This is a genomic window from Pseudooctadecabacter sp. (assembly GCF_965657175.1).
GTDB lineage: Bacteria > Pseudomonadota > Alphaproteobacteria > Rhodobacterales > Rhodobacteraceae > Octadecabacter.
In genome coordinates this window covers 306,783-330,111 of the sequence record NZ_CBFHNH010000001.1, presented here as the reverse complement: position 1 = coordinate 330,111, position 23,329 = coordinate 306,783, and the positions used below count along the sequence as shown (strand labels likewise).

The 23,329-nt window shown below is 57.3% G+C and carries 23 protein-coding genes and 2 pseudogenes; 8 read left to right on the top strand and 17 right to left on the bottom strand.

Annotated elements, in window-relative coordinates:
• Positions 1–36 precede the first annotated feature (36 nt).
• Positions 37–1,023 (bottom strand): prolyl aminopeptidase, encoded by a 987-nt coding sequence (gene pip, locus ACTG36_RS01615; protein WP_375279593.1) that lies wholly within the window; start codon positions 1,021–1,023, stop codon positions 37–39.
• Between the two features lie 73 nt (positions 1,024–1,096).
• Between pip and ubiG the strand changes: the two genes are divergently transcribed.
• The gene (gene ubiG, locus ACTG36_RS01610; protein ID WP_375279592.1) at positions 1,097–1,846 is read left to right on the top strand and encodes a bifunctional 2-polyprenyl-6-hydroxyphenol methylase/3-demethylubiquinol 3-O-methyltransferase UbiG; all 750 of its coding nucleotides are present in this window, start codon (positions 1,097–1,099) and stop codon (positions 1,844–1,846) included.
• Here the strand turns inward: ubiG and ACTG36_RS01605 are convergent.
• From ACTG36_RS01605 to ACTG36_RS01585, 5 genes are read right to left on the bottom strand one after another with little or no spacing between them, the layout of a single operon-like run.
• Positions 1,843–2,628, bottom strand: a complete 786-nt coding sequence (locus ACTG36_RS01605) for a GNAT family N-acetyltransferase (protein WP_375279591.1) — start codon at positions 2,626–2,628, stop codon at positions 1,843–1,845. The genes ubiG and ACTG36_RS01605 overlap by 4 nt on opposite strands.
• Positions 2,625–3,068, bottom strand: coding sequence for a MarR family winged helix-turn-helix transcriptional regulator (locus ACTG36_RS01600; protein ID WP_375279590.1), 444 nt, complete (start codon positions 3,066–3,068; stop codon positions 2,625–2,627). Before ACTG36_RS01600 ends, ACTG36_RS01605 begins: the two co-directional genes overlap by 4 nt.
• On the bottom strand, positions 3,052–3,897 hold the full coding sequence (locus ACTG36_RS01595; RefSeq protein WP_375279589.1) for a carbon-nitrogen hydrolase family protein: 846 nt from the start codon (positions 3,895–3,897) through the stop codon (positions 3,052–3,054). Before ACTG36_RS01595 ends, ACTG36_RS01600 begins: the two co-directional genes overlap by 17 nt.
• The gene (gene grxC / locus ACTG36_RS01590) at positions 3,894–4,151 is read right to left on the bottom strand and encodes a glutaredoxin 3 (protein WP_375279588.1); all 258 of its coding nucleotides are present in this window, start codon (positions 4,149–4,151) and stop codon (positions 3,894–3,896) included. Before grxC ends, ACTG36_RS01595 begins: the two co-directional genes overlap by 4 nt.
• A 30-nt stretch (positions 4,152–4,181) precedes the next feature.
• Entirely contained in the window at positions 4,182–4,904 is a 723-nt protein-coding gene (locus ACTG36_RS01585; protein WP_375279587.1) for a double zinc ribbon domain-containing protein, read from the bottom strand.
• Between ACTG36_RS01585 and ACTG36_RS01580 the strand changes: the two genes are divergently transcribed.
• Both ACTG36_RS01580 and hemH read left to right on the top strand, forming a co-directional pair.
• Complete coding sequence (locus ACTG36_RS01580) at positions 4,903–5,751, top strand: methyltransferase domain-containing protein (RefSeq protein ID WP_375279586.1); 849 nt, start codon at positions 4,903–4,905, stop codon at positions 5,749–5,751. The genes ACTG36_RS01585 and ACTG36_RS01580 overlap by 2 nt on opposite strands.
• A 60-nt stretch (positions 5,752–5,811) precedes the next feature.
• Entirely contained in the window at positions 5,812–6,891 is a 1,080-nt protein-coding gene (gene hemH / locus ACTG36_RS01575) for a ferrochelatase (RefSeq protein WP_375279684.1), read from the top strand.
• A gap of 78 nt (positions 6,892–6,969) precedes the next feature.
• Here the strand turns inward: hemH and ACTG36_RS01570 are convergent, their stop codons facing one another.
• Positions 6,970–7,161 carry a hypothetical protein gene (locus ACTG36_RS01570; RefSeq protein ID WP_375279585.1) on the bottom strand — a complete coding sequence of 64 codons (192 nt, stop codon included), beginning with the start codon at positions 7,159–7,161 and terminating at the stop codon, positions 6,970–6,972.
• A gap of 654 nt (positions 7,162–7,815) precedes the next feature.
• Between ACTG36_RS01570 and ACTG36_RS01565 the strand changes: the two genes are divergently transcribed.
• Entirely contained in the window at positions 7,816–8,373 is a 558-nt protein-coding gene (locus ACTG36_RS01565) for a CAP domain-containing protein (RefSeq protein ID WP_375279584.1), read from the top strand.
• On the opposite strand, the pseudogene ACTG36_RS01560 reads toward ACTG36_RS01565, so the two are convergent.
• From ACTG36_RS01560 to ACTG36_RS01525, 8 genes and pseudogenes are all read right to left on the bottom strand, one after another.
• A pseudogene (locus ACTG36_RS01560) lies at positions 8,374–8,861 on the bottom strand (L,D-transpeptidase family protein).
• A gap of 82 nt (positions 8,862–8,943) precedes the next feature.
• Entirely contained in the window at positions 8,944–10,146 is a 1,203-nt protein-coding gene (locus ACTG36_RS01555; RefSeq protein ID WP_375279583.1) for a class I SAM-dependent RNA methyltransferase, read from the bottom strand.
• Positions 10,147–11,988, bottom strand: a complete 1,842-nt coding sequence (locus ACTG36_RS01550; RefSeq protein WP_375279582.1) for an ABC transporter ATP-binding protein — start codon at positions 11,986–11,988, stop codon at positions 10,147–10,149.
• Positions 11,985–13,832 carry an ABC transporter ATP-binding protein gene (locus ACTG36_RS01545; protein WP_375279581.1) on the bottom strand — a complete coding sequence of 616 codons (1,848 nt, stop codon included), beginning with the start codon at positions 13,830–13,832 and terminating at the stop codon, positions 11,985–11,987. The genes ACTG36_RS01550 and ACTG36_RS01545 overlap by 4 nt, the downstream gene beginning before the upstream one ends.
• A gap of 39 nt (positions 13,833–13,871) precedes the next feature.
• Positions 13,872–14,444 carry a LysE family translocator gene (locus ACTG36_RS01540; RefSeq protein WP_375279580.1) on the bottom strand — a complete coding sequence of 191 codons (573 nt, stop codon included), beginning with the start codon at positions 14,442–14,444 and terminating at the stop codon, positions 13,872–13,874.
• On the bottom strand, positions 14,441–15,634 hold the full coding sequence (locus ACTG36_RS01535; protein WP_375279579.1) for a CCA tRNA nucleotidyltransferase: 1,194 nt from the start codon (positions 15,632–15,634) through the stop codon (positions 14,441–14,443). The genes ACTG36_RS01540 and ACTG36_RS01535 overlap by 4 nt, the downstream gene beginning before the upstream one ends.
• A complete protein-coding gene (locus ACTG36_RS01530) occupies positions 15,631–16,206 on the bottom strand; it encodes a CoA pyrophosphatase (protein WP_375279578.1) in 576 nt (191 codons plus the stop codon). Before ACTG36_RS01530 ends, ACTG36_RS01535 begins: the two co-directional genes overlap by 4 nt.
• Before the next feature lie 4 nt (positions 16,207–16,210).
• Positions 16,211–17,209, bottom strand: coding sequence for an Hsp33 family molecular chaperone HslO (locus ACTG36_RS01525; RefSeq protein WP_375279577.1), 999 nt, complete (start codon positions 17,207–17,209; stop codon positions 16,211–16,213).
• Positions 17,210–17,281: 72 nt separating this feature from the next.
• Between ACTG36_RS01525 and ACTG36_RS01520 the strand changes: the two genes are divergently transcribed.
• From ACTG36_RS01520 to msrA, 4 genes and pseudogenes are all read left to right on the top strand, one after another.
• Positions 17,282–17,716: an NUDIX domain-containing protein gene (locus ACTG36_RS01520; protein ID WP_375279576.1), complete on the top strand. Its 435-nt coding sequence runs from the start codon at positions 17,282–17,284 to the stop codon at positions 17,714–17,716.
• A gap of 48 nt (positions 17,717–17,764) precedes the next feature.
• Positions 17,765–18,988: an argininosuccinate synthase gene (locus tag ACTG36_RS01515; RefSeq protein WP_375279575.1), complete on the top strand. Its 1,224-nt coding sequence runs from the start codon at positions 17,765–17,767 to the stop codon at positions 18,986–18,988.
• Positions 18,989–19,062: 74 nt separating this feature from the next.
• Entirely contained in the window at positions 19,063–19,341 is a 279-nt protein-coding gene (locus ACTG36_RS01510; RefSeq protein WP_375279574.1) for an SCP2 sterol-binding domain-containing protein, read from the top strand.
• Positions 19,342–19,456: 115 nt separating this feature from the next.
• A pseudogene (msrA, locus tag ACTG36_RS01505) lies at positions 19,457–20,121 on the top strand (peptide-methionine (S)-S-oxide reductase MsrA).
• Here msrA and ACTG36_RS01500 read toward each other — a convergent pair.
• Positions 20,114–20,977 carry a ribokinase gene (locus ACTG36_RS01500; RefSeq protein WP_375279573.1) on the bottom strand — a complete coding sequence of 288 codons (864 nt, stop codon included), beginning with the start codon at positions 20,975–20,977 and terminating at the stop codon, positions 20,114–20,116. The pseudogene msrA and the gene ACTG36_RS01500 sit on opposite strands and share 8 nt — an antisense overlap.
• A complete protein-coding gene (locus ACTG36_RS01495) occupies positions 20,978–23,233 on the bottom strand; it encodes an NADP-dependent malic enzyme (RefSeq protein ID WP_375279572.1) in 2,256 nt (751 codons plus the stop codon). It lies immediately after the preceding gene.
• Positions 23,234–23,329 lie beyond the last annotated feature (96 nt).

The following is a 23,329-nucleotide window of genomic DNA, read 5'->3' as shown; positions in this document are numbered from 1 at the left end:
AATCAGGTTAATGACTAGGGACCAGCAATCAACCCCCTATATTGTCGTGATTTTTGAGACTCCGATGGCCTTCATCGTCTTGACCAACTCAGCCGAAATGCCGGGTTCTGACAGCGCATGCCCAGCCTTGCCGACCATCACAAGGCGACTTGCGGGCCACAGCCGCGACAGACTGTAGGCAGAGACCGGAGGACAGATCATATCATATCGGCCCTGCACGATCACGCCGGGGATATGGGCGATCTTGCCCATATTTTCCAAAATCTGCTGATCGTCAGCAAGGAAGCAACCATTTGAAAAGTAGTGGTTTTCCAGACGGGCAAACGCCCGCGCGTATTCGGCAGGACCAGACCCCCCGCTACCTTCACTGTCAATTGATGCCAGAGCGTTTTCCCAAGAGGCCCAGGCACGGGCATACCGGGTTTCAAGCATGGTATCACCAGAAAACAAGCGCCGGTTGTAGGCCGCGATCATGTCGCCTCGTTCATCTTCGGGGATCAGGCCTACGAATTGCTGCCATAGATCGGGCCAGAAGTTTCCAGCACCCCCGCCATAGAACCAATCCAGTTCCCGCTGGGTGCTCAAAAATACACCGCGCAGGATCAAATGGGTGGCACGGGACGGATGGGCCTGCGCATAGATCAGGGCCAAGGTCGCGCCCCAGCTTCCACCGAACACGATCCAACGGTCGATATCCAAAGTCTGCCGGATCAATTCAATATCGGCCACAAGGTGCCATGTGGTGTTGTCAGTGACACTGGCATGCGGTCGCGATCGCCCGCAGCCGCGCTGGTCAAACAGAATGATCCGGTAGATGTCAGGATCAAAGTAGCGCCGCATCATAGGGCTGCAGCCGCCACCGGGCCCACCATGCAGGACAACAACAGGCATCCCGTCCGGATTGCCGCATTGTTCGACATAAACAGTATGACCATCGCCCACGTCCAGCATTCGCTGATCGAAGGGATCAATCGGCGGAAAAAGATGTGCGCCTGCGCGTTTTTGACCTGAGACCTTATCCATATTCGACCTATATAGCCCGTTAGATATATTGCCCAGTCAAGCCGGGCGCACAAAGACAGTTTCGGAGGCATCCATGCAAGGCGCACAGACAACCGTTGATCCAGGCGAGATCGCCAAGTTTGAGGCCATGGCTGCGGAATGGTGGGATCTCGAAGGTAAGTTCAAGCCTCTGCACATGCTCAACCCCACGCGGCTGGATTACATCACGCGGCAAATCGCGGCGGAGTTTGATCGTGATTTGACCGACGATAAACCCTTCGCGGGTTTGCGCATCCTCGATATCGGGTGCGGTGGCGGTTTGCTCTGTGAACCCATGGCACGTTTGGGCGCGGACGTCGTTGGGGCCGATGCGGCAGAACGCAACATTCCTGTCGCTGTGGTCCATGCCGAACAATCCGGGCTTGAGATTGATTATCGTCACACCACGGCTGAGGACATGGCCGCCGCGGGCGAACAATTCGATATCGTCCTGAACATGGAAGTGGTGGAACACGTCGCCGACCCGCTGTCTTACCTGACAGCATGCCAGCAACTGCTGAAACCGGGTGGGCTGCACATCTGTTCAACCATCAATCGCAATCCTAAAAGTTTCGCCATGGCGATTGTCGGCGCTGAATATGTCATGCGCTGGCTGCCCAAGGGCACCCACGAATGGAACAAATTTATCACCCCCGATGAACTGTTTGATCTTATGACACAGGCAGGTCTGAACCCTGTGGACCGTAAGGGGTTCAAATTCGACTTTCTGGGATGGAACTGGTCCATTTCGGACACTGATATGTCCGTCAACTACGTGACCGCGGCGCTTAAGCCCGAAGTCTAATACCCCGGCTTCGACATGCAATGGATCGTCTCGGCATGGGCAAACCCCATCCGCAGATAAAGGCGTCCCGCCGCACTGTCCGCTTCGGCCACGATGGTGACTTTGGCATCGGGCGCACGGCCCAGCGCCCAAAGGGCGGCCGTGCGTAGCAAAGCCGCGCAGATACCGCGCCTTCGGTGTGTGATCTTGGTCTCTACACATTGATACCGCGCGACGGTTTGGTCGTGGAACATCCCCATATGTGCCACCAACTGGTCCCCGTCGAACGCACCGAACCATCCGCCCATATCTTGCGCGATCAGTTTTTGCCGGTTGGCATTTCGTTTCATCAAGAAAGGCCGGTGGGTGTCTGCTGGGTAGCCTTCTTCGATGCCGACCTCATCCATCAAATCCAAAACCTGCGCCCATTCAGCATCCCCCTCAATCTGTCGTAAGGTGATCCCATTTGGTACGGGCGCATCGCCAATCGTGCCGCGTAAGACAAGCGCATCGGTGCTGTCTGTCGTCCCGCCGAGCGTTGAAAAATCGGGAAGGTCCGACACGGAAAGGTTAGGCATATCCCACACAATCGCGCGGCGGCTGGCCGTCGGAAAATACCGTTCGAACAAGGCAAACACCTGATCCGCCGTGCGGCTATTGCTGTGCAGGATCAGTTGATTGCCATGCCAGAAATCAGGCTCTGTCGGGGTGGTTTGGACGGCGTAGTCATCAAACCAGTCTAAGCGCGACACACCTGTCATCGTCAGCAACTCACTGCGCATCTCAAGTGAACGCAGGGTCACTCGCCCTCGCTCAACTTGATCCGCAAGTCCCGCATCACCGGCAAAATTTGACGCACCTTTTCCGCGCCCACCTGTTCCACCGCTTCTGCGATAATGGGCGCAATCGCGGCAAGGGCGGCATCCCGTGCACTGCGGCCTGACGGACTAATGGTGACCATCTTGCGCCGCGCATCATCCCAATCGGGACGGATGTGGATGTATCCCGCGACTTCAAGTTTCCGCAGCGTGTTGGTCATCGCCCCACGCGTCAGATGGAATGTCCGCGCCAGTTGCGCAGGGGTCCGTTCGGACTGGGTCCGTGCCAGATGATTGAGAACCGAGAAGTGCGACAAAACCATGCCACGCGGCAACGCCTTGGCCACGTTGTTGCGGGCCAACTGATCGACCGTCAGGATTTCGCTGAACAGCGCGACGGCAAGGCTATCAGTTTGGTTGCTCATATCTCGGGCCGCTGAACTTTCTGTCATGGGTCAGCGCAGGAATGCGCTTGCGTGCTTTAGACACTTCCCTGACGTCTAGATCAACGAATGTGATGCCGCAATCTGTGCCAGCGTCGGCCAGAACCTCCCCCCACGGGGAAATGGCGAGGGTATGACCGTAGGTTTCGCGCGCCTTGGCCGATGTTGTGGCATGCGTCCCTGTTTGCGCCGCAGCAAGAACATAGCAGCCCGTTTCAATGGCCCGTGCCCGCAACAGTGGTTCCCAATGGGCGGCCCCAGTGACGGGGGAGAACGCAGAGGGCACCAGCAGGATATCGGCCCCCGCTTTGGCCAGATCACGGTGCAGTTGGGGGAATCGAAGATCATAGCAAATGGTCAGACCAATCTTGGCAAAGCCCGCATCAGCCAAAACGGCATGATCGCCCGGCGCATAGCCGGAGGATTCATTGTATGTCTCAGCCTCGCTCACCTGAACGTCGAACATATGTATCTTGTCGTAGCGCGCGGCGATCTGACCGTCAGGCGTGATCAAAAACGATCGGTTCACGAACCGGCCGTCCGCCCCGCCCTTCAACGCAATGGACCCGACAGACAGCCAGATGTTGTGACGCTGGGCGGTCGCCTGTAGGGCGGTAAGCGTCTGATCCTCGGCCTCGGTCTGCAAAACACGCGTCTGGTGGGCGCGGTCCATGCTGACGCAATTTGTGACTTCCGGCGTGCAAATGAAACCGGCCCCTTGGGCGGCGGCCTCGGCGATCAGGCCTTCGACTATTGTGAGGTTTTGGGCCGGGTCATCCGATGAGGTCAGTTGAAGAAGTGCGACCTTCACGCGTTCAACAGGGCGTCCAGTTTGCCGGCACGGTCGAGTGCGGCCAGATCATCGCTACCGCCGATGTGTTTGCCATCGATAAAGATCTGAGGAACGGTGCGCCCGCCATTGGCACGCTGCATCATCTCAGCACGCCGGGACGGGTCGGCCATGACGTCAACTTCGGAAAAGCTGACGCCTTTGGAGGTCAGCAATGATTTGGCGCGGTGGCAAAAGCCGCAGATGGGCGTGGTATAGAGTTCGACGGTGGCCATGGGGCATTCCTTTGATTGATTTACCCCTATTTAGGCATCCTTGACCACGCGGGCCAGTGCCAGCACGCAAACGTCATCTGCACCAGCGGCAAAGCACGCCTCCGTCGCAGCGGCAAAAGTGGCACCGGATGTCATGACGTCGTCGATCAACACAATCTGCCTGCCTTTGATCACGTCGCGCGCCTTCGGGTTGGCACATATGGCGGCATCCAAGGCCGCGAACCGCTGGTCTTTTGTATGCCCCTCCAACGGGGCGGTGGTTTTGATGCGGTCCAATGCGTCGACCAAAAGGTGCGCGCCGGTCACCTGCGCCAGCTGGGTCGCAAGCAATGCTGCTTGATTATAGGTCCGCCTGATCAGCCGAAACCGATGCAGTGGCACGGGCACGATCAACGAACTATCCGCCACGATATCGCGCCCAGCGCGCGCCAGCCACGGACCTGCGGCGCGGGCCAGATCGGTCCGATCACCGTGCTTCAAAGACAGCACAAACCGCCGCGCCTTATCTTTATAGACCAGCGCGGCGCGCCCCTTGGACCAAGGGCGCGCAATCGTCATGCAATCGTCGCACAAGATGGCTGGATCGGGCGTGCCACTGCCAGGCAAGGGCTGGCCACAGCCATCGCAACAAAACCCGTCAATAAAGGGCGTTTCGGACCAACAGGACCCACAGAGCGCGAAGTCGCCTTCGGTCCGGGCCTCACACATGACGCACTGTGGCGGGTAGATCGTCTGGATCAGACTTTGCAACATGGGCCAAACCTCCTATCTGACGGTCATGGACACGCCACCCCGCCTAACCGACCGCCCTGCCCTCGCCCGCAACCGTGCGCGCGCGGATGCAATGTTTCTGCAAGAGGCCGCCGCCGATGACGTGCAGGAAAGACTGATCGAGGTTAACAGAACGTTTACGTCACCCGCGGTTGTGACGGGTTTTCCCGATTTCTGGCGAAATCAAATGCCTGAAGCCCAGATTGTGGCGGACGGGGACACCCTTGATCTGCAAGAAAACGCCCATGATCTGATCATCCACGCCCTGTCGCTTCATTGGGCGGATGATCCGATTGGGCAATTGGTGCAATGCCGTCGCGCTCTCAAACCCGATGGTCTTTTGCTGGCGACGCTTTTTGCGGGGCAAACGCTTCATGAATTGCGCAGTGCGCTGGCGCAGGCCGAAGCGCAGGTGACCGGTGGTCTGTCGCCACGCATTTTGCCCATGGGTGAGGTTCGTGATTTGGGCGGGCTGTTGCAACGTGCAGGCTTTGCCCTGCCGGTGGCCGATATGATGCCCCTGACGGCGAGCTATGAAACCGCGCTGCATCTGATGCGCGATCTGCGCGCCATGGGTGAGGCCAATGCAATGGACGCACGTCGCAAGACCTTTACCCCGCGCGCGGTGATCGGTCAGGCGGCGTCCATCTATCACGACGCCTTCGGCACGCCCGATGGCCGCATCCCCGCGACGTTTGAAATAATTGCGCTCACCGGTTGGGCCCCGGCTGACAGCCAACCCAAACCCTTGCGTCCAGGATCAGCCACCCACCGTTTGGCCGATGCGCTGGGCACATCAGAAACCCCCTTAAATCGGTCCAAAGATTGACGGGCCGCGTAATACCGTTATCTGACCCCAATGAAACCCGATGATGCACACGAGGCCCCGATGTTTGATGCCAAGTCAAAAGACACGCTGAATGATGTCGCCGTGTGCCCGATGCACGCGCCTTCCGATCACCCGAAGATCAAACCGGCCAAGGTCGGTGTTCTGCTGGCCAACCTCGGCACACCGGATGCGACCGACTATTGGTCCATGCGCCGCTACCTGAATGAATTCCTCAGCGACAAACGCGTGGTCGATTATTCTGCATGGGTCTGGCAGCCGCTGCTTCAGCTTATCATCCTGACGAAGCGTCCTTTTTCCAGCGGTGCGGCCTACAAAAGCATTTGGAACGAAGAGGCGAATGAAAGCCCCCTTTTGACCATCACCAAAGCGCAAACGGCGGCTATGAAAGACCGGCTTAAGGATATCTACGGCGACGATGTCGTTGTCGATTTCTGCATGCGCTACGGCAACCCCTCGACCAAATCCAAAGTGCAGGAAATGATCGAGGCCGGGTGCCAGAAAATCCTCTTCTTCCCGCTGTATCCGCACTACGCGGGCGCCACATCCGCCACAGCCAATGACCAGTTTTTCCGCGCCTTGATGGACGAAAAGTGGCAGCCGATCGCGCGGATTGTCGAACCTTACTATGAAGACACCGCCTATATTGAGGCTTTGGCCCAATCCATCGAAACAGCCTATGCCAAGGCCGAAACGCGGCCCGAGGTTCTGGTGTGTTCCTACCACGGCGTCCCGCAGCGCTACCTGCGCGAAGGCGATCCTTACCACTGCCAGTGCCAGAAAACGACGCGTTTGCTGAAAGAACGGCTGGGTTGGGACGACACTCAGATCATAACCACCTTCCAAAGCCGTTTTGGCCCTGAGGAATGGTTGCAGCCCTACACTGTCGAAGAGGTCGCGCGGCTGGCGGAAAAAGGCAAAACCAACATCGCCGTCTGCGCGCCTGCATTCTCAGCCGATTGCATCGAGACGCTTGAAGAGATCAACGAAGAGATCAAGGAAAGCTTCGAAGAAGCGGGCGGTGAACATTTCACATACATCCCCTGCCTCAACGATGATCCGGCCCACATGGATGCACTTACCGGTGTGGTCCAGCGGAACCTCAAAGGCTGGCTGGACTAGCCTCACCAAATTTCAGTTTGGCAAAAGAAAAGGCCGCCCGATTGGGGCGGCCTTTCCAATAAAACTGCGGCAGCAGAATTACTCGGACATCGCAACCGCGATGAGAGCAACCAGGATCAGTGGAATGATCAGGCCAGCAGAAGAAGAGGAACCTGCGGTCTCTTCGATCACGACAACTGGTTCCATTTCCATGACTGGCTCAGCCAGGTTACCAGCGAAAGCTGTGGAAGCGGCGCCAGCGAAAGCAGCGGCAAGTGCGAATTTTTTCATTTTAGTTCTCCAGTTAATTGCCCACGGCAAAGTAAGTGAGGTCGCGCCATGGGCACCCAAGACTTCCCTCGAAGTATGCAAAATCACGATTGCGATAAGAATGCAAAGGATATGCAGGTAAAGGTCAGGAAAACCAATCCCGTTGTGGTCAAATCAGCAACACATAGATGCCGCATTCAAAAACAAGACGTTATGCCACTTTTGGCGGACTCCGCATGTTCCGCAAATCGACGGCGTCTAATTTGGCCCCCGTCATTCATAAAAATAGTTTCTTCTCAAAGGGTTATTCCATTTTCGAAACTGTTTTTGACTGGTTAACAACGTGGTCCGAGAGCCCGTGACGTGATCGCCATTTGGGCCCTTGGGGCTAAACCAGACGGGCTATTCGGACGACAGTTTGGGCCAATCGCACCCTATCCCCTCGTTTTTTCGGCACCACATCCGTTTGGGTCAAAAAAACGGAAGCATGCGAAGAGAATCATTGAGAAATTCAGCCTGTTCGCCTCTGGATCGGCCAAAATACGCCAGAGATTATGGCCTATATGCCTCACCCACATAGCAAAGTGATGGCACGTGATAGGGTTTCGCGCTGTTGTGGGTTTGAATCAACACACTCAACCGGCTATGGCATAAAAAAACTTTGAAAGTGTTCATATGCTACGTCGTTCTTTTGTTGCAGGGTTAGTGACCGTCGGCCTTACGGCGTGCGGTGGACCTCAGGCTGGCATCGGTGCTGATGGCCTTCCCGGCCAGCAGATCTACCGAATTTCCCCGCGAGATGCGGGCGACATTCAGTTTCGCATGCTCGATGGTCTAAACGCATTGCGCCAAGCTGCAGGCGCTGGACCCGTTCAATTGAACGCGCAACTTAATGCAGCGGCTGCGACGCATTCCCGTGATATGTCGGTACAAAACCGCCCTTGGCATTTTGGGTCCGACGGATCATCCCCTATCGACCGTTTGCAGCGAGTTGGCTATTCCGGCCGCCTGACCGGTGAGACAATCTCAGAAACCTATGAGACCGAGCTTGAGACATTAGCCGCATGGATGCATCAGCCGAATACGCGGGCTGTGCTTCTGAACCCGACAGCCAATGACATGGGCTTTTCGTGGTTTCAGGAAGGCAACGGCAAGATCTGGTGGACGTTGGTTCTGGCAGACCGGACACGTACAGCTGCCAAAGCGCAAGTGAACCCTCTCGCGCTGCAGTGATTAGGGATAGACGAAGATCGGCGTCCCGACGTTGACCATCGCATAGATATCTTCCATTTCGCGGTCCTTGACCGCCAGACAGCCCCACGTCCAATCCTCATCATTGCGGAACCTTTTGGGTGTTCCGTGAATGAAGATGTCACCGCCGAGTGACTGCCCCATGGCTGCGGCTTTTGCGCGGTCTCGGGCATTTGATAAGAAATCCCGATTGACAGGTGAAACTGGCTGTTGGGGTTTTTGCGGTCGATGAAGTACGCGCCTTCCGGCGTACGCCCGTCGCCTTCAATTTCCTCGTGACCGGTCGGGGCAAAGCCCAGTTCGAAATCGTAGGTCTTCAAGACATCTCACTGGTTGAGAAGGTACATCTTGCGACAATCCTTTTGCACAACGATGCTTGTGACAGGCGGACCTGTGTAAATGCGAAACTTATTCGAACACGCGGTCAACGCGAAAAGCGCAGCAACGCTTGTGAATTTGCGTCGGTTCATCATTACTTTACTGCCCATTTGGGTTTTCTTTTTGCTTTCCTGAAAGCCGATGATCTGCCTAGGATCACCTCTGGGTTTTAGGTCACGTCCGTGTGAAGGATGCCACAACCTCAACGTGAGGGGACCAGCGGAATTGGTCAACGACATCGATCCACCCCATGGTAAAACCGGCCGAGACCAGCGCAGAGGCATCGCGGGCGAAAGTCACAGGATTGCACGACACCATCGTCACGGCCTTCAGATCGGACGCCGCCAAAGTCGTGATTTGGGCCTGCGCGCCAGCACGTGGGGGATCAAGAACGGCCAAGTCAAAACGGTTCAGTTCATCTGGCTCCAATGGACGACGAAACAGATCACGCGCCTCGGTCGTGACAGTTTTGAGGCCTGTCGCGTGACGCCAACCGCGGTCTAGTGCGGCCAACATCTCGTCCTCTCCCTCGATGGCGTGGACTTCGCATTTTGCAGCCATAGGCAGGCTGAAGGTGCCCGCGCCAGAAAACAGGTCAACAACCGTCTTGGCTTTGCCCAGTGATCCCATGACCGCATCGACCAAGGCCTGTTCACCTTCACGGGTGGCTTGCAAAAACGATGCCGCAGGCGGGGCCACGCGGGCTGTCCCAAACTGCTGGTCTGGCGATTTACGCGTGACAACGACATCGTCGTTCCACGCCAGACGCGCCAGATTGTGCGCATCCGCCACGCCCGCCAGTTCGATCCGCAACGGGCCATCAAGATCCCGCTCGGTCGCCACATGCACATCCAATCCGCCCATTGTGTCGGTGACGGTCAAATTGACCTCAGACTTGCGGGAGGCCGCGATGACAGTCAGCGCCTCCAACGCGGGAAACCCGGCGCGAATGCCGGGCAGCAACAGCTGGCAATCGGGCACATCAATCAGCGCGTCAGAACCTTTTGCGTGAAACCCGACCATCGCGCCCTTCTTGGTCCGACGTCCCGAGAGCCGCGCGCGCCTGCGGCTTTGTGGCGGAGACGTGTGAACGGTGCGCAGGGGAAACGGCAGTTCACGTGCAGCCAGCGCGCGTTCCACAATCTGCGTTTTCCACGCTTCAACAAAACTGTCGGACGCATGTTGCACGGCGCAACCACCGCAGCTTTTGAAATGACGACACGGCGCTTTGACACGGTCCACCACCGGCGTGATCACGCGAGGCGTGCCATCGGCCTGAACCTCGACCTCTTCTCCGGGCAAAACCCGTTCGATCAGGGTGCCATCGGCCAACTGACCCAGACCCGCCTGCGTTATCTTTTCAACAATTTCAGTCATTCACTCAGCCGCGTTGTCTGCCGTATCAAACCCACCGGATTGGCGGGTCCAATAACGGGCATATGTGCCATCTTGCGCCAGCAGGTCATCATGGGTGCCTTGTTCCACAATGCGGCCCTGTTCAAGCACAATGATGCGATCCATGTGGGCGATGGTCGATAAACGGTGCGCAATAGCCACGACGGTTTTGCCCTCCATGGCGCGATCAAGGGCGATTTGAATGGCGGCCTCGACCTCACTGTCCAAGGCGCTGGTCGCCTCATCCAGCACCAGAATTGGCGCGTCTTTCAGCATGGCCCGCGCCAGCGCGATGCGCTGCCGTTGGCCGCCCGATAATTTCACACCCCGTTCACCAAGATGGGCGTCAAAGCCGGTCCGCCCCTTAGTATCACGCAGGTCTTGAATGAAAGATTCGGCTTCGGCCCGTTGAGCAGCATCGCGCAGTTCGTCATTTGTAGCGCTCGGTCGCCCGTATAGGATATTCGCCCGAACGGATCGATTGAACATCGCCGTTTCCTGCGTGACCACGCCAATGGCGTGACGCAGGCTGTCTTGGGACACATTTGAAATATCCTGCCCATCGATAGAGATGGACCCCGATTTGGCATCGTAAAGGCGCAACAACAGGTTCACGAGGGTCGATTTACCCGCACCTGATCCGCCGACGATCCCCAGTTTTTCGCCGGGCCGCACAGTCAGACTTACATTGCGCACGCCGCCGCCTGTGCCGTCATAATCGAAGGTCACGTTGTCAAATGTGATTGCGCCACCGGACACGTCCAACTCCGCCGCATTTGGCACATCGGTCAATGTGTGTCCCCGCGCCAAAAGCTTCATCCCGTCCTCAATCTCACCCACGTCTGCGTAGATCGACATGAGGGTGAAACTGATAAAGCCTGTCATCTGGCTCAACCGAATGGCGACCGCACCCATAGCTGCGATATCCCCCGCGCTGGCCCCCGGTTGCATCAGGCCAATACCAACGAGGGCTATGGGCAAAAGACCCGCGATGAAGGTCAGGCCAAGCCGGAACAGCACGCTGATTTCACCAAAGTCACCTTGGCGTTCATGCAATTCACGCATGGCGCGGATTGCTTGTTCGTCTTCATGTTCGGCGCGGGCGAACAATTTGACCGTTTTGATGTTGGTCACCGTATCAACGACCTGCCCCGCAACCTGGCTGCGCGCCTCGGCACGGGCACCGGCACGGGACCGCACCTTGGGGATCGTAACACGCAAGAATGCCAGATATCCTAGAAACCAGACCAGCATGACCAGCACCAGAACCGGCGCGATGGTGGCAACCAGAACGACAGCACCCAGAACACTGGCCAACCCGAACAAGATCGGACCACTGCTTTCGGTGATCGCCTGCGCCATAGCGCCAGCCGTTTGCATGTGTTTTTGCGCGATCCGTCCGGCGAAATCATCGTCAAAGAAACTGACGGCCTGATTCACGCTGTGGCGATACAGCCGCTGCAACGTCTGGGTAAAAATACCGGGGCCAAGGATAATCGATTGCACATAGGCCACCGCACTGAACAAGGCAGGCCGCGCGAAAAGCAGCAGCCCCAAGGCAAGCGCAAGGATCCAGCCCGCATCCGCCAAGGCGCCTTCTGCGACGGCGTCGACAATGCGGCCCAACGCCCAAGCGGTCGCGACTTCGGTGGCACCATGAAGCAATGACAAACCGATTGTCACACCAATGGCCCAGCCCGCGCCGCGTACCGACCAGCGGACGAATTTCAACAGCGATTGGGGCGGCGGCGTGACGGCGCGGTCTTCGCTGCGCAAGGCGCGCACGCCCCACCTGACGGCGCGATGCCATAGATCAAGGATCATTCAGCGGCCTCCGCATCGGTGCCGATAAACCCGCCGGATTGCCGTTTCCAGAACCCTGCATATTGCCCGCCCAGCGCCAGAAGGTCGTTGTGGGTTCCGTCTTCGACGATGCGGCCAGCATCCAAAACCACGATCCGGTCCATCTGTGATATTGTGGACAGACGGTGGGCAATGGCGATGACAGTTTTGCCCTGCATCAGGTCCGACAGGGTTGCCTGAATGGTCGCCTCGACCTCAGAATCCAGTGCAGACGTCGCCTCATCCAGCAGCAAGATCGGTGCGTCTTTCAGAATAACCCGCGCCAGTGAAATGCGTTGCCTTTGACCGCCCGACAGTTTCACGCCGCGTTCACCAACCTGCGCATCATAGCCCTTGCGGCCCTCGCCATCTTCGAGATCAAGGATAAAATCATGGGCCTCCGCCCTTTTGGCAGCGGCGATCATCTGGTCTTCGGTCGCTGTGGGGTCACCATACAGAATGTTGTCGCGGACCGAACGATGCAAAAGTGAGCTTTCCTGCTGCACCATCCCGACCGCTTTGCGCAGGCTATCCTGACTAACCCCCGCGATGTCCTGCCCATCGATAAGAATGCGCCCGCCCTCGGCGTCATAAAACCGCAGCAGCAATTTCACGAGGGTTGATTTACCCGCACCGGACCGCCCCACAAGACCGATCTTTTCACCGGGCTGGATGGAAAGCGACAGCGCGTCGATGCCACCACTGTCACGCCCGTAGTGGTGGGTCAGTGCCTCAACCTCAATCGCGCCGCCACGAACGGTCAGGTCGCGCGCGTCCCCTGTGTCTTTGAGGGTGATCGGCTGGGCAATCGTTTCCATCCCCTCGGACACAACGCCAAGGTTCTGGAACAGGTTCGTCACCGCCCACATGATCCAGCCAGTCATTGCATTCAACCGCAACGTCAGCGCGGCAGCCGCGGCCACGATCCCAGCAGAGGCCAACCCGCCGGACCACAACCACAAGGCCCAACCGACCACGGACACGATGAGGAACCCGTTCAGGATCACCAGTGAAACATCCATGATCGTATAAAGGCGCATTTCCCGTTGCAGGGCTGTGCGTGTCGCCTCAATCGCTTCGCGGGCATAGATGATCTCACGATCATGGTGCGCGAACATCTTGACCGAGTGGATGTTGGTATAACTGTCAACGACGCGGCCCGTCACCTCAGACCGGGCATCCGATGACGCCTTGGCCGCAGGTCCGACCCGGCGGACCGTCCACCGGACGAGGGCGGCATAAAGGACAAACCAGATCACCAATGGCAGCAACAACCGCGGGTCCGCGCCCATCAACAAGACCGCCGCGCCGATGATATAGGCCAAGGCAAATGTCACCGCGTCAAAGACCTGAAACGCAACCTCACCAGCAGCAGGCGGGGTCTGCATAATGCGGTTGGCGATGCGCCCGGCGAAGTCGTTTTCAAACCAGCCAACCGATTGACGCAACACATGGCGGTGGGCGCGCCACCGCACAATAGTGCCGAAATTGGGCACGATGGATTGGTTCAAAAGCGCCACATCAATGACCTGCAACAGCGGCCGCAACGTCAGCAGGAACAGGCCGACAGCAAAGAATTCCCAGCCGTAGTCTGACCAGACGGTCCCTTCCGATCCTGGTGCAATCAGATCAACCAAACGACCCATGTAGGCGATCAACCAGATCTCAATCACGGCGACAACGACAGACATGATCCCCGCCGCCCAGAATACCTGTTTGAACGGACGGGCATAGGTTTTCAGGAACGGCCAAAGGCGCGTAGGTGGGCTGTCGTCCTCCACATAGGGTTCATACGGGTCGACGAGATTTTCGAAAAAGCGGAACACAGGATTGTCCTTTCCTGTGCTGATGTAGACCGGTTCTCCCTACAGGAAAACCAACGCTGAGAAAACGGCGAGGGCGACGGCCATGATACGCATGAAAATGCGCCACTTTGCCGGATCGGACAGCAAGGTTTTTAGAAGGCTCCCCGCATAGGTCCAGAACAGGCAGACGCACAGGTTCGTCACTGAGAACGTAACCGCCAAAGTGGTGGCTTGGGCAAACGGCGCCATCCCCGCCACCATGGCTGAGGCGGACGTCGCAACCGCCCATATTTTCGGGTTCACCCATTGGAACAGCATGGCTTGGACAAAAGTGAAAGGCTGGTCCGTATCCTTTGCCTCAGCAGGTTTGGCGTGCCACAGCTTCCACGCCATCCACAAGATCCACAGCGACGCGATGATCATCAAGACCAACCGCAAGGCGGGATAGGCAGTGATCAATGCGCCAAGACCAAGGCCGGTGACAAAGGCGATAACGCCAACGCCCAGCGCCACGCCCAACAGGTGGGGCAGCGTCCGCCGAAACCCGAACCGTGCGCCTGAGGCTGTGAGGAGGATCACATTCGGGCCCGGTGAAAACAGGCCGAAGAATACAAACCCGATCAGTGCGGTCATGTTATTTTCAACAAATCGTCACGTGTGAATGAGAAGCGTGATTTGATCCAAGCTGACTCAAGCATCTTAAGCTGGTCGCCCAGTGCTTTGCCCGAAAACTTGGGCATCAAATCGGGGGCTGAGACTGGAAACTTTGCCTTGGCCCCTAAGGCCGCATCGGCCTGTGCGACCTCATCAAAGGGCTGAAGGAGGACCGCCCAGCGCAGCAGCAAACACTGCAACGCAGGCAGGTACCCGTGACGATAGCCAAGTTCATGGGCGGGGGTCAGTGTGCCTGCTTCTTTGCGGACCAAATCGACTTTGGCTGCGTCTCGTTTGGAAAGCCGCAACCGTTCCGCGACATCCTCACATCCCAAAGACGCCAATCGTGTGGGCATGTCCCTGATGCCAGCAACCGCAGACGTTTCTTCAAGATCAATCAAACGAGCGAGCGTTACGACACCTGCGCCTGGCAGGATGCGGCCCAGAACGCCCGAATGTTCCATCATGCCAACAGTGGGCGCTGCATTCATGTCCGACACAATTCGGGTAAATTCCATGCCGATCCGTTCGCGCGATACGCCGTCCAACCCATCGGCCAGCATCGCGCAGGCAGATAGGCCGTCCGCATCCACCCCGTCCTCCGATGCGCCATGGGACCCGGTGAAGCGGAAAAAGCGCAGGATACGCAAGTAGTCTTCGCGGATGCGCTCCGTGGGATCACCGATGAACCGGATATGCCGCCGCGCGAGGTCCGTTGATCCACCCACCACATCACGCACAGCGCCGGTCCGGTCTGCATAAAATGCGTTGATGGTGAAGTCGCGGCGCATGGCGTCGTCTTCGATCCGGTCCGAAAAAGCAACAACGGCGTGGCGGCCATCGGTTTCCACGTCCTTGCGGAATGTCGTGATTTCGTACGCGGGCGCGCCCTTAGGCGGCACTGCGGTGACGGTGCCATGGTCGATCCCTGTGGGGACAGATTTCCAGCCCATATCATCAATGATCTTGGTGGTTTGATCCGGCCGCGCATCGGTGGACAGATCCACGTCTTTGACCGGACGATCCATGGCAGCATCCCGAACACATCCGCCCACGGCGTAAATCTGATGACCTGCATCTTCAAAGGCCGCCATCAAAGATTGCAAAGGCGGGTGGACCAGCCAATCGGGTGCGCCAATGGTCGTCAGCAGTCCGTCCGTGCCGATCATTCCCAAACCTCCGCCAACCCATGCAGCATCCGCGCGGTCGCGCCCCAGATATAATAAGGGCCGAAAGGAACTGTGTAGTAGAACCGTTTTTGCCCGCGCCAACGTCTACCTTCGATGGCGAAATTGGCGGGGTTCATCACATGAGACAAAGGTACGGTGAAAACTTCTGCCACCTCACCGGGTTCGGACACAAATCCCAGGTCTGCTGGAACCATGGCGACAATGGGCGTGACGGCGTAGCTGGTGACGGTTTCATGGCTGGGCAGCGGGCTGAGGATATCGACGCGGGAGGGATCGAGGCCGATTTCTTCCTCAGCTTCACGCAGTGCCGTATGTGTCAGATCGCGGTCTGTGTCGTCACGCCGACCGCCGGGAAAAGCAATCTGTCCGGGGTGGTGTTTAAGGTGTGCTGCACGTTTCGTCAGGATCAGCCGGGCGTCTTCCGTGACGGCGATAAGAACGGCTGCCTCTTTCAACACTCTGCTTTCGGGCAACACCACGCCCGGGTTCAGATCGAAATCCGATGACGCTTGCCGCACCCGTTCAATTGCGCGGCAAAGCGTTGTTTTCATGTCTTCAGGGCTTTGCATCCGGCCCGTCCGTGGCCTCAAACCCCAGCGTTTCGGGCTGAAATTCATAATGCGCCCCGCAGAACTGACAGTCGGCGGTCACGATGCCTTCATCCGTGGTCATCGTTTTGATGTCCTTAGCGGAATAGATCGACAGGGACTGCCGAACCTTGTCGTCGGAACACGAACAGCCGAAGTGCACAGGTTGTGGGTCGAACACACGGGGTTTTTCTTCGTGGAACAGCCGGACCAACAGATCGGTTGGCGCGACACTTGGGCCGATCAATTCCATCTCCTCTACAGTGCGCAAAAGGTGGTTCGCCCGGTTCCAGTTTTCGCTTTCGTCGTCATTCAACAAGTCTTCGGCGGTGGTCAATCCATCCTCTGCCGCATCGCCGGGATTGGCCAAGGGTGACGCCTTGGGCATTGCCTGCATCATGATCCCACCTGCGCGCCAACCTTCTTTGCCACCAGGTTCAGAGGACTTTCCAAACGTCAGTTGGAACGACGTGGGAAGCTGTTCGGACTGCGCAAAGTAAGCCTCGGCGCAGGCGGACAGCGATGCACCGGCAATCGGCGTGATCCCTTGGTACGGGGTCGTGCCTTTGCCTTGATCAATGAGGATCGCAAAGTAGCCTTTCCCGATCTGGCTGAACGGATGACCCGTAGGATCAATGCGGTCCTTGTCATAGCTGGCATAGGCACGGATGCGGGCAGGCTCCCCCTCTTTGGTGGGGCCATAGTAATCCGTCGCAATCAATCGGGCCGGTCCGTCACCGCGCACCTGCAAGGACAATTTCCACCGCAAATCGATGGTCTGACCAATCAGTGCTGTCAGCAAAGCCATCTCAGCCACCAAGGCTTCGACCGCCGGAGGGTAATCATGCTGCGCGAGGACTTGATCCAAAACGCCATCCAAACGCGCAACGCGTCCGCGGATATCGGAGTTGTCCAGTTGAAACGGCAGAACGGTATCGTCCCACGCAATATGTGATGCAGTGGTCATTTGGCTTTCCTAACAAGTCAGGGATTGGCATACCGCGTCCATATAGGTGTCACAAGATGAGGTAAAAGGGTCATGATACGGCGGTACGGCGAACGTGTTGACCCTGCTATGCGGTATACGCCGCGTCCAGGGGCCTATGTCATCCTGCAAAGGGGGGCAGATTTGCTTCTGACGATACAAGATGGTGACGCGCCAGAATTGCAGCTGCCAGGTGGTGGGATCGATGCCGGCGAACATACTTTACCCGCTTTGCATCGTGAAGTGATGGAAGAAACCGGCTGGCGCATGGATAAACCCCGCCGCCTAGGTGCCTTTAAACGCTTTGTTTACATGCCGGAGTACGACCTGTGGGCCGAAAAAATCTGCACGGTGTACTGGTCCCAACCGACCCTTAGGTTCGGCCCACCCTCGGAGGCCGGACACCACGCTATTTGGGTCCCTATGGCTGAGGCCCCTGCCCTTTTATCCAACGAGGGTGACGCGGCATTTGTCGCCAGCTTGCTCTAACCTGCAAATAAGCGTAATTCGCGGCAAACAGCCTTAGGAGTTTGCCCCATGTCCGCGCCCAAAAAAGTCGTCCTCGCCTATTCCGGTGGTCTGGACACGTCAATCATCCTGAAATGGTTGCAGACGGAATATGGCTGTGAGGTCGTGACCTTCACCGCTGATTTGGGCCAAGGCGAAGAATTGGAACCCGCGCGCGAAAAGGCCGTGACGCTGGGGATCAAGGAAGAAAACATCTTCATCGAAGATGTCCGTGAAGAATTCGTGCGCGATTTCGTCTTTCCCATGTTCCGCGCCAACGCGCTGTATGAAGGTCTGTATCTGCTGGGCACGTCCATCGCGCGGCCATTGATTTCGAAACGTTTGGTTGAAATCGCAGCAGAAACTGGCGCCGATGCTGTATCCCATGGTGCGACCGGTAAGGGCAACGATCAGGTCCGGTTTGAACTGAGCGCATATGCCCTGAACCCCGACATCAAAGTCATCGCCCCATGGCGGGAATGGGATTTGTCGTCTCGCACCAAACTGTTGGATTTTGCCGAAAAGAACCAAATCCCGATTGCCAAAGACAAACGCGGCGAAGCGCCGTTTTCGGTCGATGCGAACCTGTTGCACACCTCATCCGAGGGTAAGGTCCTTGAAGACCCGGCCGTGGCCGCACCCGACTATGTCTATCAGCGTACCGTCGCGCCAGAGGATGCACCTGACACAGCCGAAGTTATCGAAGTCACCTTTGAAAAGGGCGACGCAACAGCCATCAATGGTGAGGCAATGTCGCCTGCGACCATCCTCACGAAGCTGAACGAACTGGGCGGCAAACATGGGATTGGTCGGTTGGATTTCGTTGAAAACCGGTTTGTGGGCATGAAATCACGCGGCATTTATGAAACGCCGGGCGGGACAGTATTGCTTGAGGCCCATCGCGGAATTGAACAGATCACGTTGGACAGCGGCGCTGGGCATCTCAAAGACAGCTTGATGCCACGTTATGCCGAACTGATTTACAACGGCTTCTGGTTCTCCCCCGAACGCGAAATGCTTCAGGCCGCAATCGATAAGTCACAAGAACATGTCAGCGGAACGGTTGCGCTGAAGCTTTACAAGGGGTCGGTCAACTGTGTGGGCCGGTGGTCAGACCACTCCCTCTACTCCGAAGCGCACGTGACGTTTGAAGATGATGCCGGGGCTTATGATCAGAAAGACGCCGCAGGCTTCATTCAGTTGAACGCGCTGCGCCTGAAGCTGCTGGCCGCACGGGATCGGCGGTTCAAATAACGCCGCAGCGTCACGGTTGAACCAAACCAACAACGCCCGCCTTATGTGCGGGCGTTTTCATTTAGGACACCGACATGCTGACTGATCTTTTGCCGAAACTTCAACGGGCCCTTGAAACCAAACCGTTCGACGGGAGCCTTAAGTTTGACTGCGGCACAGACGGTGTGATCGTGCTGGCAGATGGCACCGCCACCGACGTTGATCGCGATGCCGACTGCACGCTGAAAATGTCTGGCGAAAACCTGTTGAAGCTTCTTGGCGGGAAGCTGAACCCCATGACCGCATTGGCGCTGGGCAAGATTAAAATCAGCGGCAATCCGGCGGTGGCGATGCGGTTGAAGGACCTGCTTTAGACCTGAAGGCACCAGTGGCCCTCGTCGTGCGATAAAGTTGGCGTGACCTATCCGTTTGGTGAATTGCATTGAAGGGATGTTCCCGCGATGCTTACCCAAACAAGGAGGCAAGCCCATGCATTCGTCCATGAGAAATCTGAAAACCCTCGCACTGGCCGTTGGAATTGGTGTGGCGTCCTTGCTTCACGCCGGCAAAGCCGAGGCGCGGGATATGCAAACGATCACGGTGGCCGGCGGCTGTTTCTGGTGTGTTGAGGCAGATTTCGAAAAAGTGCGCGGCGTACGTGAGGTGACGTCAGGCTACATCGGCGGAACGACCGAGAAACCTCTACCTATCGTCAAGTGACGGGCGGAAGCACGGGCCATTACGAAGCGGTTGAGATCGGGTTTGATCGCGACCAAATCACCGAGCGTCAGATTTACGACCTGTTTTTCCGGCCCATTGACCCGCTGGACGCAGGCGGACAGTTTTGTGACCGTGGGGACAGCTACCGCACGGCGATTTTCGTCTCTACTCAAGCGCAACTTGATGCCGCGCGCGAGGCTAAAGCTGCGGCAGAGGCAGAGTTGGGCCAAACCGTCGTAACCCCGATTTTGCAGGCAGCCCCGTTCTATGACGCCGAAGCCTATCATCAGGATTACTACAAGGGCCGAAACCGGCTGCTGACCCGCGCAGGGGTAAAGACCCAGGAAGAGGCATATCAGTTTTACCGCGATGCCTGCCGCCGTGATGAACGGGTTGAGGCTGTTTGGGGCGCGGACGCCCCGTTTATCAACTGAACGCCTGAACCTCCGCCAGATCAGGGATGACATCTGCGGTGCCACTGCGTGTGACCATAAGCGCAGATGCTTTGGCCGCTGTTTTCAAAGCCTGCTCCATCGGCTGGCCCCGATCCAAACCGGCGAGGGTATAGCCCGTGAACGTATCCCCTGCCCCAGTGGTATCAACGGCATTCACCTTGTGAGAGGCGATGTCGATCTGCCCGTTTGGGCCGAACCATGTAGCCCCCTTTGACCCCAACGTGACAACAACGTCTTTGACCGGCAGGTCTGCTGGCCCTTCGCCGGTGGCCTGTTTGAGCTGGTCAGCCTCAACTTCGTTGAGGATCAGAAAATCCAGATACGGAAGAAGCGATTTTGTGATCACAGGGTCGAACGGGGCGGCTGCATAGGCCACGTTGAGACCCATATCCCGGGCGAGTTTGATCGCCTTTTCCTGCAAGTTGACTTCGTTTTGGCAGACAAACCAATCACCCGTTTGTGCCTGCGTTAGAGCCTGTTTCAGGTGGTCCGCAGGGATAACGCGGTTTGCACCCGGATAGACCATGATGGCATTTTCACCGTCATTCGCCACAAAGATGATTGCATGTGCGGTATCGGTGTCCACCGTCGTGATAGCGCGGGTATCGACACCGTATTCCATCAGGCGGTTAACGGTCCATTTGCCGTCTTTACCAACGGCCCCAATGTGGCGCACATGCGCGCCTGCACGGGCGGCAGCGACAGACATATTTGCGCCTTTCCCGCCGAGATAGACACTATGGTCCGACCCATCGAGGGTTTCACCCGGGGCCGGAATATGCGGGACGGCATAGACGTGGTCAGCATTGATGCCACCAAGATTCCAGATCGCCATCTACTTGGCCGTGCTTGAGGCGAGGACCGCCATGTTAAGGATGTCGTTCACAGTGCTGACCGTGGAACAGATTTGGATGGGCCGATCAATACCAGCAAGGATCGGACCGATGACCGTAGCACCTGCCATTTCCTGCATAAGCTTGACCGAAATGGATGCCGAATGGCGGGCAGGGACAACAAGGACATTGGCGGGGCCTGTTAGCCGCTGGAAGGGATAAGCCTCCTGCGCCTTGGTATTGAGGGCCACGTCGACCGTCATTTCACCTTCGTATTCAAAATCAACGCCCCGCGCATCAAGAACATCGGGCGCACGGTGCATCTTTTCAGCCCGTTCTGAGACCGGATACCCAAAGGTAGAGAACGACAGGAACGCAACGCGAGGCTCAAGCCCCAATGTCCGCGCAACCTCCGCCCCCCGTTCAGCGATATCAGCAAGATCGTTTTCATCGGGCCATTCGTGAACAAGCGTGTCGGAGATCAACACGATACGACCCTTGTGGAGGAGCGCGGTGACCCCGACCGCGCCATCATGAGGGCCCGCATCAAAAACGTGATTGATCAGTTCAAGCACATGCGCAGACTTACGGGTCGCCCCCGTCACCATCCCATCAGCATGACCATGGGCCAACATAAGTGAAGCAAAGACATGCCGATCGCGTGAGGCCATGCGGTGGATATCCTGCCGGTCATGGCCCTTACGTTGTAGGCGGTCATAGAGGAAATCCTTATAGGTCTCCAAATGATCGGTGTTGGCGGCATTGACGACGTGCAGTTCGCGCACTGCATCGCCAAGTCCCTCGGCCTCAAGCTTTTGCTTTACGTCTTTGGCGCGGCCAACGACCAGCGCACGACCAAACCCGGACCGTTGGTATTGCACAGCGGCACGTAACACGCGGGGGTCGTCGCCTTCCGCAAAAACGACGGTATTCTGGTTGGCTCGGGCACGGGCGTTAATGCCGCGCAGGATCGACGCCGTCGGGTCCATCCGCGTTTTCAAGCCAAGTTCGTAGCTATCCATGTCTACAATCGGGCGGCGCGCAACGCCAGTATCCATACCTGCACGGGCAACGGCAGGCGGGATAACGTGGATGAGACGAGGATCGAATGGCGTGGGAATGATATAATCGCGCCCGAAGGTGAGCTTTTTGCCATAGGCCATCGCAACCTCATCAGGCACGTCCTCCCGCGCAAGTTGGGCAAGGGCGTGGGCACAAGCAATCTTCATTTCATCATTGATGGCGCGGGCGTGAATATCGAGGGCACCACGGAACAAATAGGGAAACCCGAGGACGTTATTCACTTGGTTGGGATAATCGCTTCGGCCGGTGGCGACGATGGCATCGACGCGGACTTGATGCGCCTCTTCGGGGGTGATTTCCGGATCTGGGTTCGCCATGGCGAAGATGACGGGGTTGTCGGCCATGGACAGAACCATGTCAGGCGTGACGGCGCCTTTGACGGAGACGCCAAGGAACACGTCGGCGCCTTTCATCGCGTCCTCAAGACTGCGCAGGTCGGTTGAAATGGCGTGGGCCGATTTCCACTGGTTCATACCTTCGGTACGACCTTGGTAGATCACGCCTTTGGTGTCACAAACGATGCAATTCTCGTGCCGTGCGCCCATTGCTTTCAATAGTTCAATACAGGCGATGCCCGCAGCCCCAGCGCCGTTCAGAACGATTTTGACGTCTTCGATCTTTTTGCCTGAAATATGTAGCGCGTTGATCAGGCCAGCGGCGCAGATAACGGCTGTGCCATGTTGGTCATCATGGAAGACGGGGATGTCCATTTCTTCCTTGAGGCGCTGTTCGATCATGAAGCACTCAGGCGCCTTGATATCCTCAAGGTTGATCCCGCCGAAGGTAGGGCCCATTAGCTTTACGGCGTTGCAAAAGGCATCCACGTCCTCGGTATCAAGTTCGATATCGATGGAATTCACGTCAGCGAAGCGTTTGAACAGTACGGCCTTCCCCTCCATCACCGGTTTCGACCCTAGTGCGCCCAAATTGCCCAATCCAAGGACGGCTGTACCGTTTGAAATGACCGCGACCAAATTGCCCTTGTTTGTGTAATCGTAAGCGAGTTCAGGGTTTGCGGCGATGTCTTCGCAAGGAACCGCGACGCCGGGGGAGTAGGCAAGCGACAAGTCACGTTGGGTCGTCATTGGGACGGTCGCGTTAATCTCCCATTTGCCTGGTGTTGGTTCCAGATGAAATGCGAGCGCGTCTTCACGCGTGATTTTCGTGTTCGCCATGTGTGCCTCCCTTTGACCTGACATTGATAGGGGGCCGGATCAGGGGCGGCAACCGCCCGATTTTGCACTTTCGTCGCTAACATTGGCTGGATAGGT

Coding starts and splice junctions, on each gene's coding strand:
- ACTG36_RS01520 (WP_375279576.1), top strand. CDS start 17,282: ATGATACGGCGGTACGGCGAACGTGTTGACCCTGCTATGCGGTATACG.
- ACTG36_RS01515 (WP_375279575.1), top strand. CDS start 17,765: ATGTCCGCGCCCAAAAAAGTCGTCCTCGCCTATTCCGGTGGTCTGGAC.
- grxC (WP_375279588.1), bottom strand. CDS start 4,151: ATGGCCACCGTCGAACTCTATACCACGCCCATCTGCGGCTTTTGCCAC.
- ACTG36_RS01570 (WP_375279585.1), bottom strand. CDS start 7,161: ATGAAAAAATTCGCACTTGCCGCTGCTTTCGCTGGCGCCGCTTCCACA.
- ubiG (WP_375279592.1), top strand. CDS start 1,097: ATGCAAGGCGCACAGACAACCGTTGATCCAGGCGAGATCGCCAAGTTT.
- ACTG36_RS01540 (WP_375279580.1), bottom strand. CDS start 14,444: ATGACCGCACTGATCGGGTTTGTATTCTTCGGCCTGTTTTCACCGGGC.
- hemH (WP_375279684.1), top strand. CDS start 5,812: ATGTTTGATGCCAAGTCAAAAGACACGCTGAATGATGTCGCCGTGTGC.
- ACTG36_RS01565 (WP_375279584.1), top strand. CDS start 7,816: ATGCTACGTCGTTCTTTTGTTGCAGGGTTAGTGACCGTCGGCCTTACG.
- ACTG36_RS01580 (WP_375279586.1), top strand. CDS start 4,903: ATGGGCCAAACCTCCTATCTGACGGTCATGGACACGCCACCCCGCCTA.
- ACTG36_RS01555 (WP_375279583.1), bottom strand. CDS start 10,146: ATGACTGAAATTGTTGAAAAGATAACGCAGGCGGGTCTGGGTCAGTTG.
- ACTG36_RS01525 (WP_375279577.1), bottom strand. CDS start 17,209: ATGACCACTGCATCACATATTGCGTGGGACGATACCGTTCTGCCGTTT.
- ACTG36_RS01535 (WP_375279579.1), bottom strand. CDS start 15,634: ATGATCGGCACGGACGGACTGCTGACGACCATTGGCGCACCCGATTGG.
- pip (WP_375279593.1), bottom strand. CDS start 1,023: ATGGATAAGGTCTCAGGTCAAAAACGCGCAGGCGCACATCTTTTTCCG.
- ACTG36_RS01600 (WP_375279590.1), bottom strand. CDS start 3,068: ATGAGCAACCAAACTGATAGCCTTGCCGTCGCGCTGTTCAGCGAAATC.
- ACTG36_RS01510 (WP_375279574.1), top strand. CDS start 19,063: ATGCTGACTGATCTTTTGCCGAAACTTCAACGGGCCCTTGAAACCAAA.
- ACTG36_RS01550 (WP_375279582.1), bottom strand. CDS start 11,988: ATGATCCTTGATCTATGGCATCGCGCCGTCAGGTGGGGCGTGCGCGCC.
- ACTG36_RS01500 (WP_375279573.1), bottom strand. CDS start 20,977: ATGGCGATCTGGAATCTTGGTGGCATCAATGCTGACCACGTCTATGCC.
- ACTG36_RS01495 (WP_375279572.1), bottom strand. CDS start 23,233: ATGGCGAACACGAAAATCACGCGTGAAGACGCGCTCGCATTTCATCTG.
- ACTG36_RS01530 (WP_375279578.1), bottom strand. CDS start 16,206: ATGAAAACAACGCTTTGCCGCGCAATTGAACGGGTGCGGCAAGCGTCA.
- ACTG36_RS01585 (WP_375279587.1), bottom strand. CDS start 4,904: ATGTTGCAAAGTCTGATCCAGACGATCTACCCGCCACAGTGCGTCATG.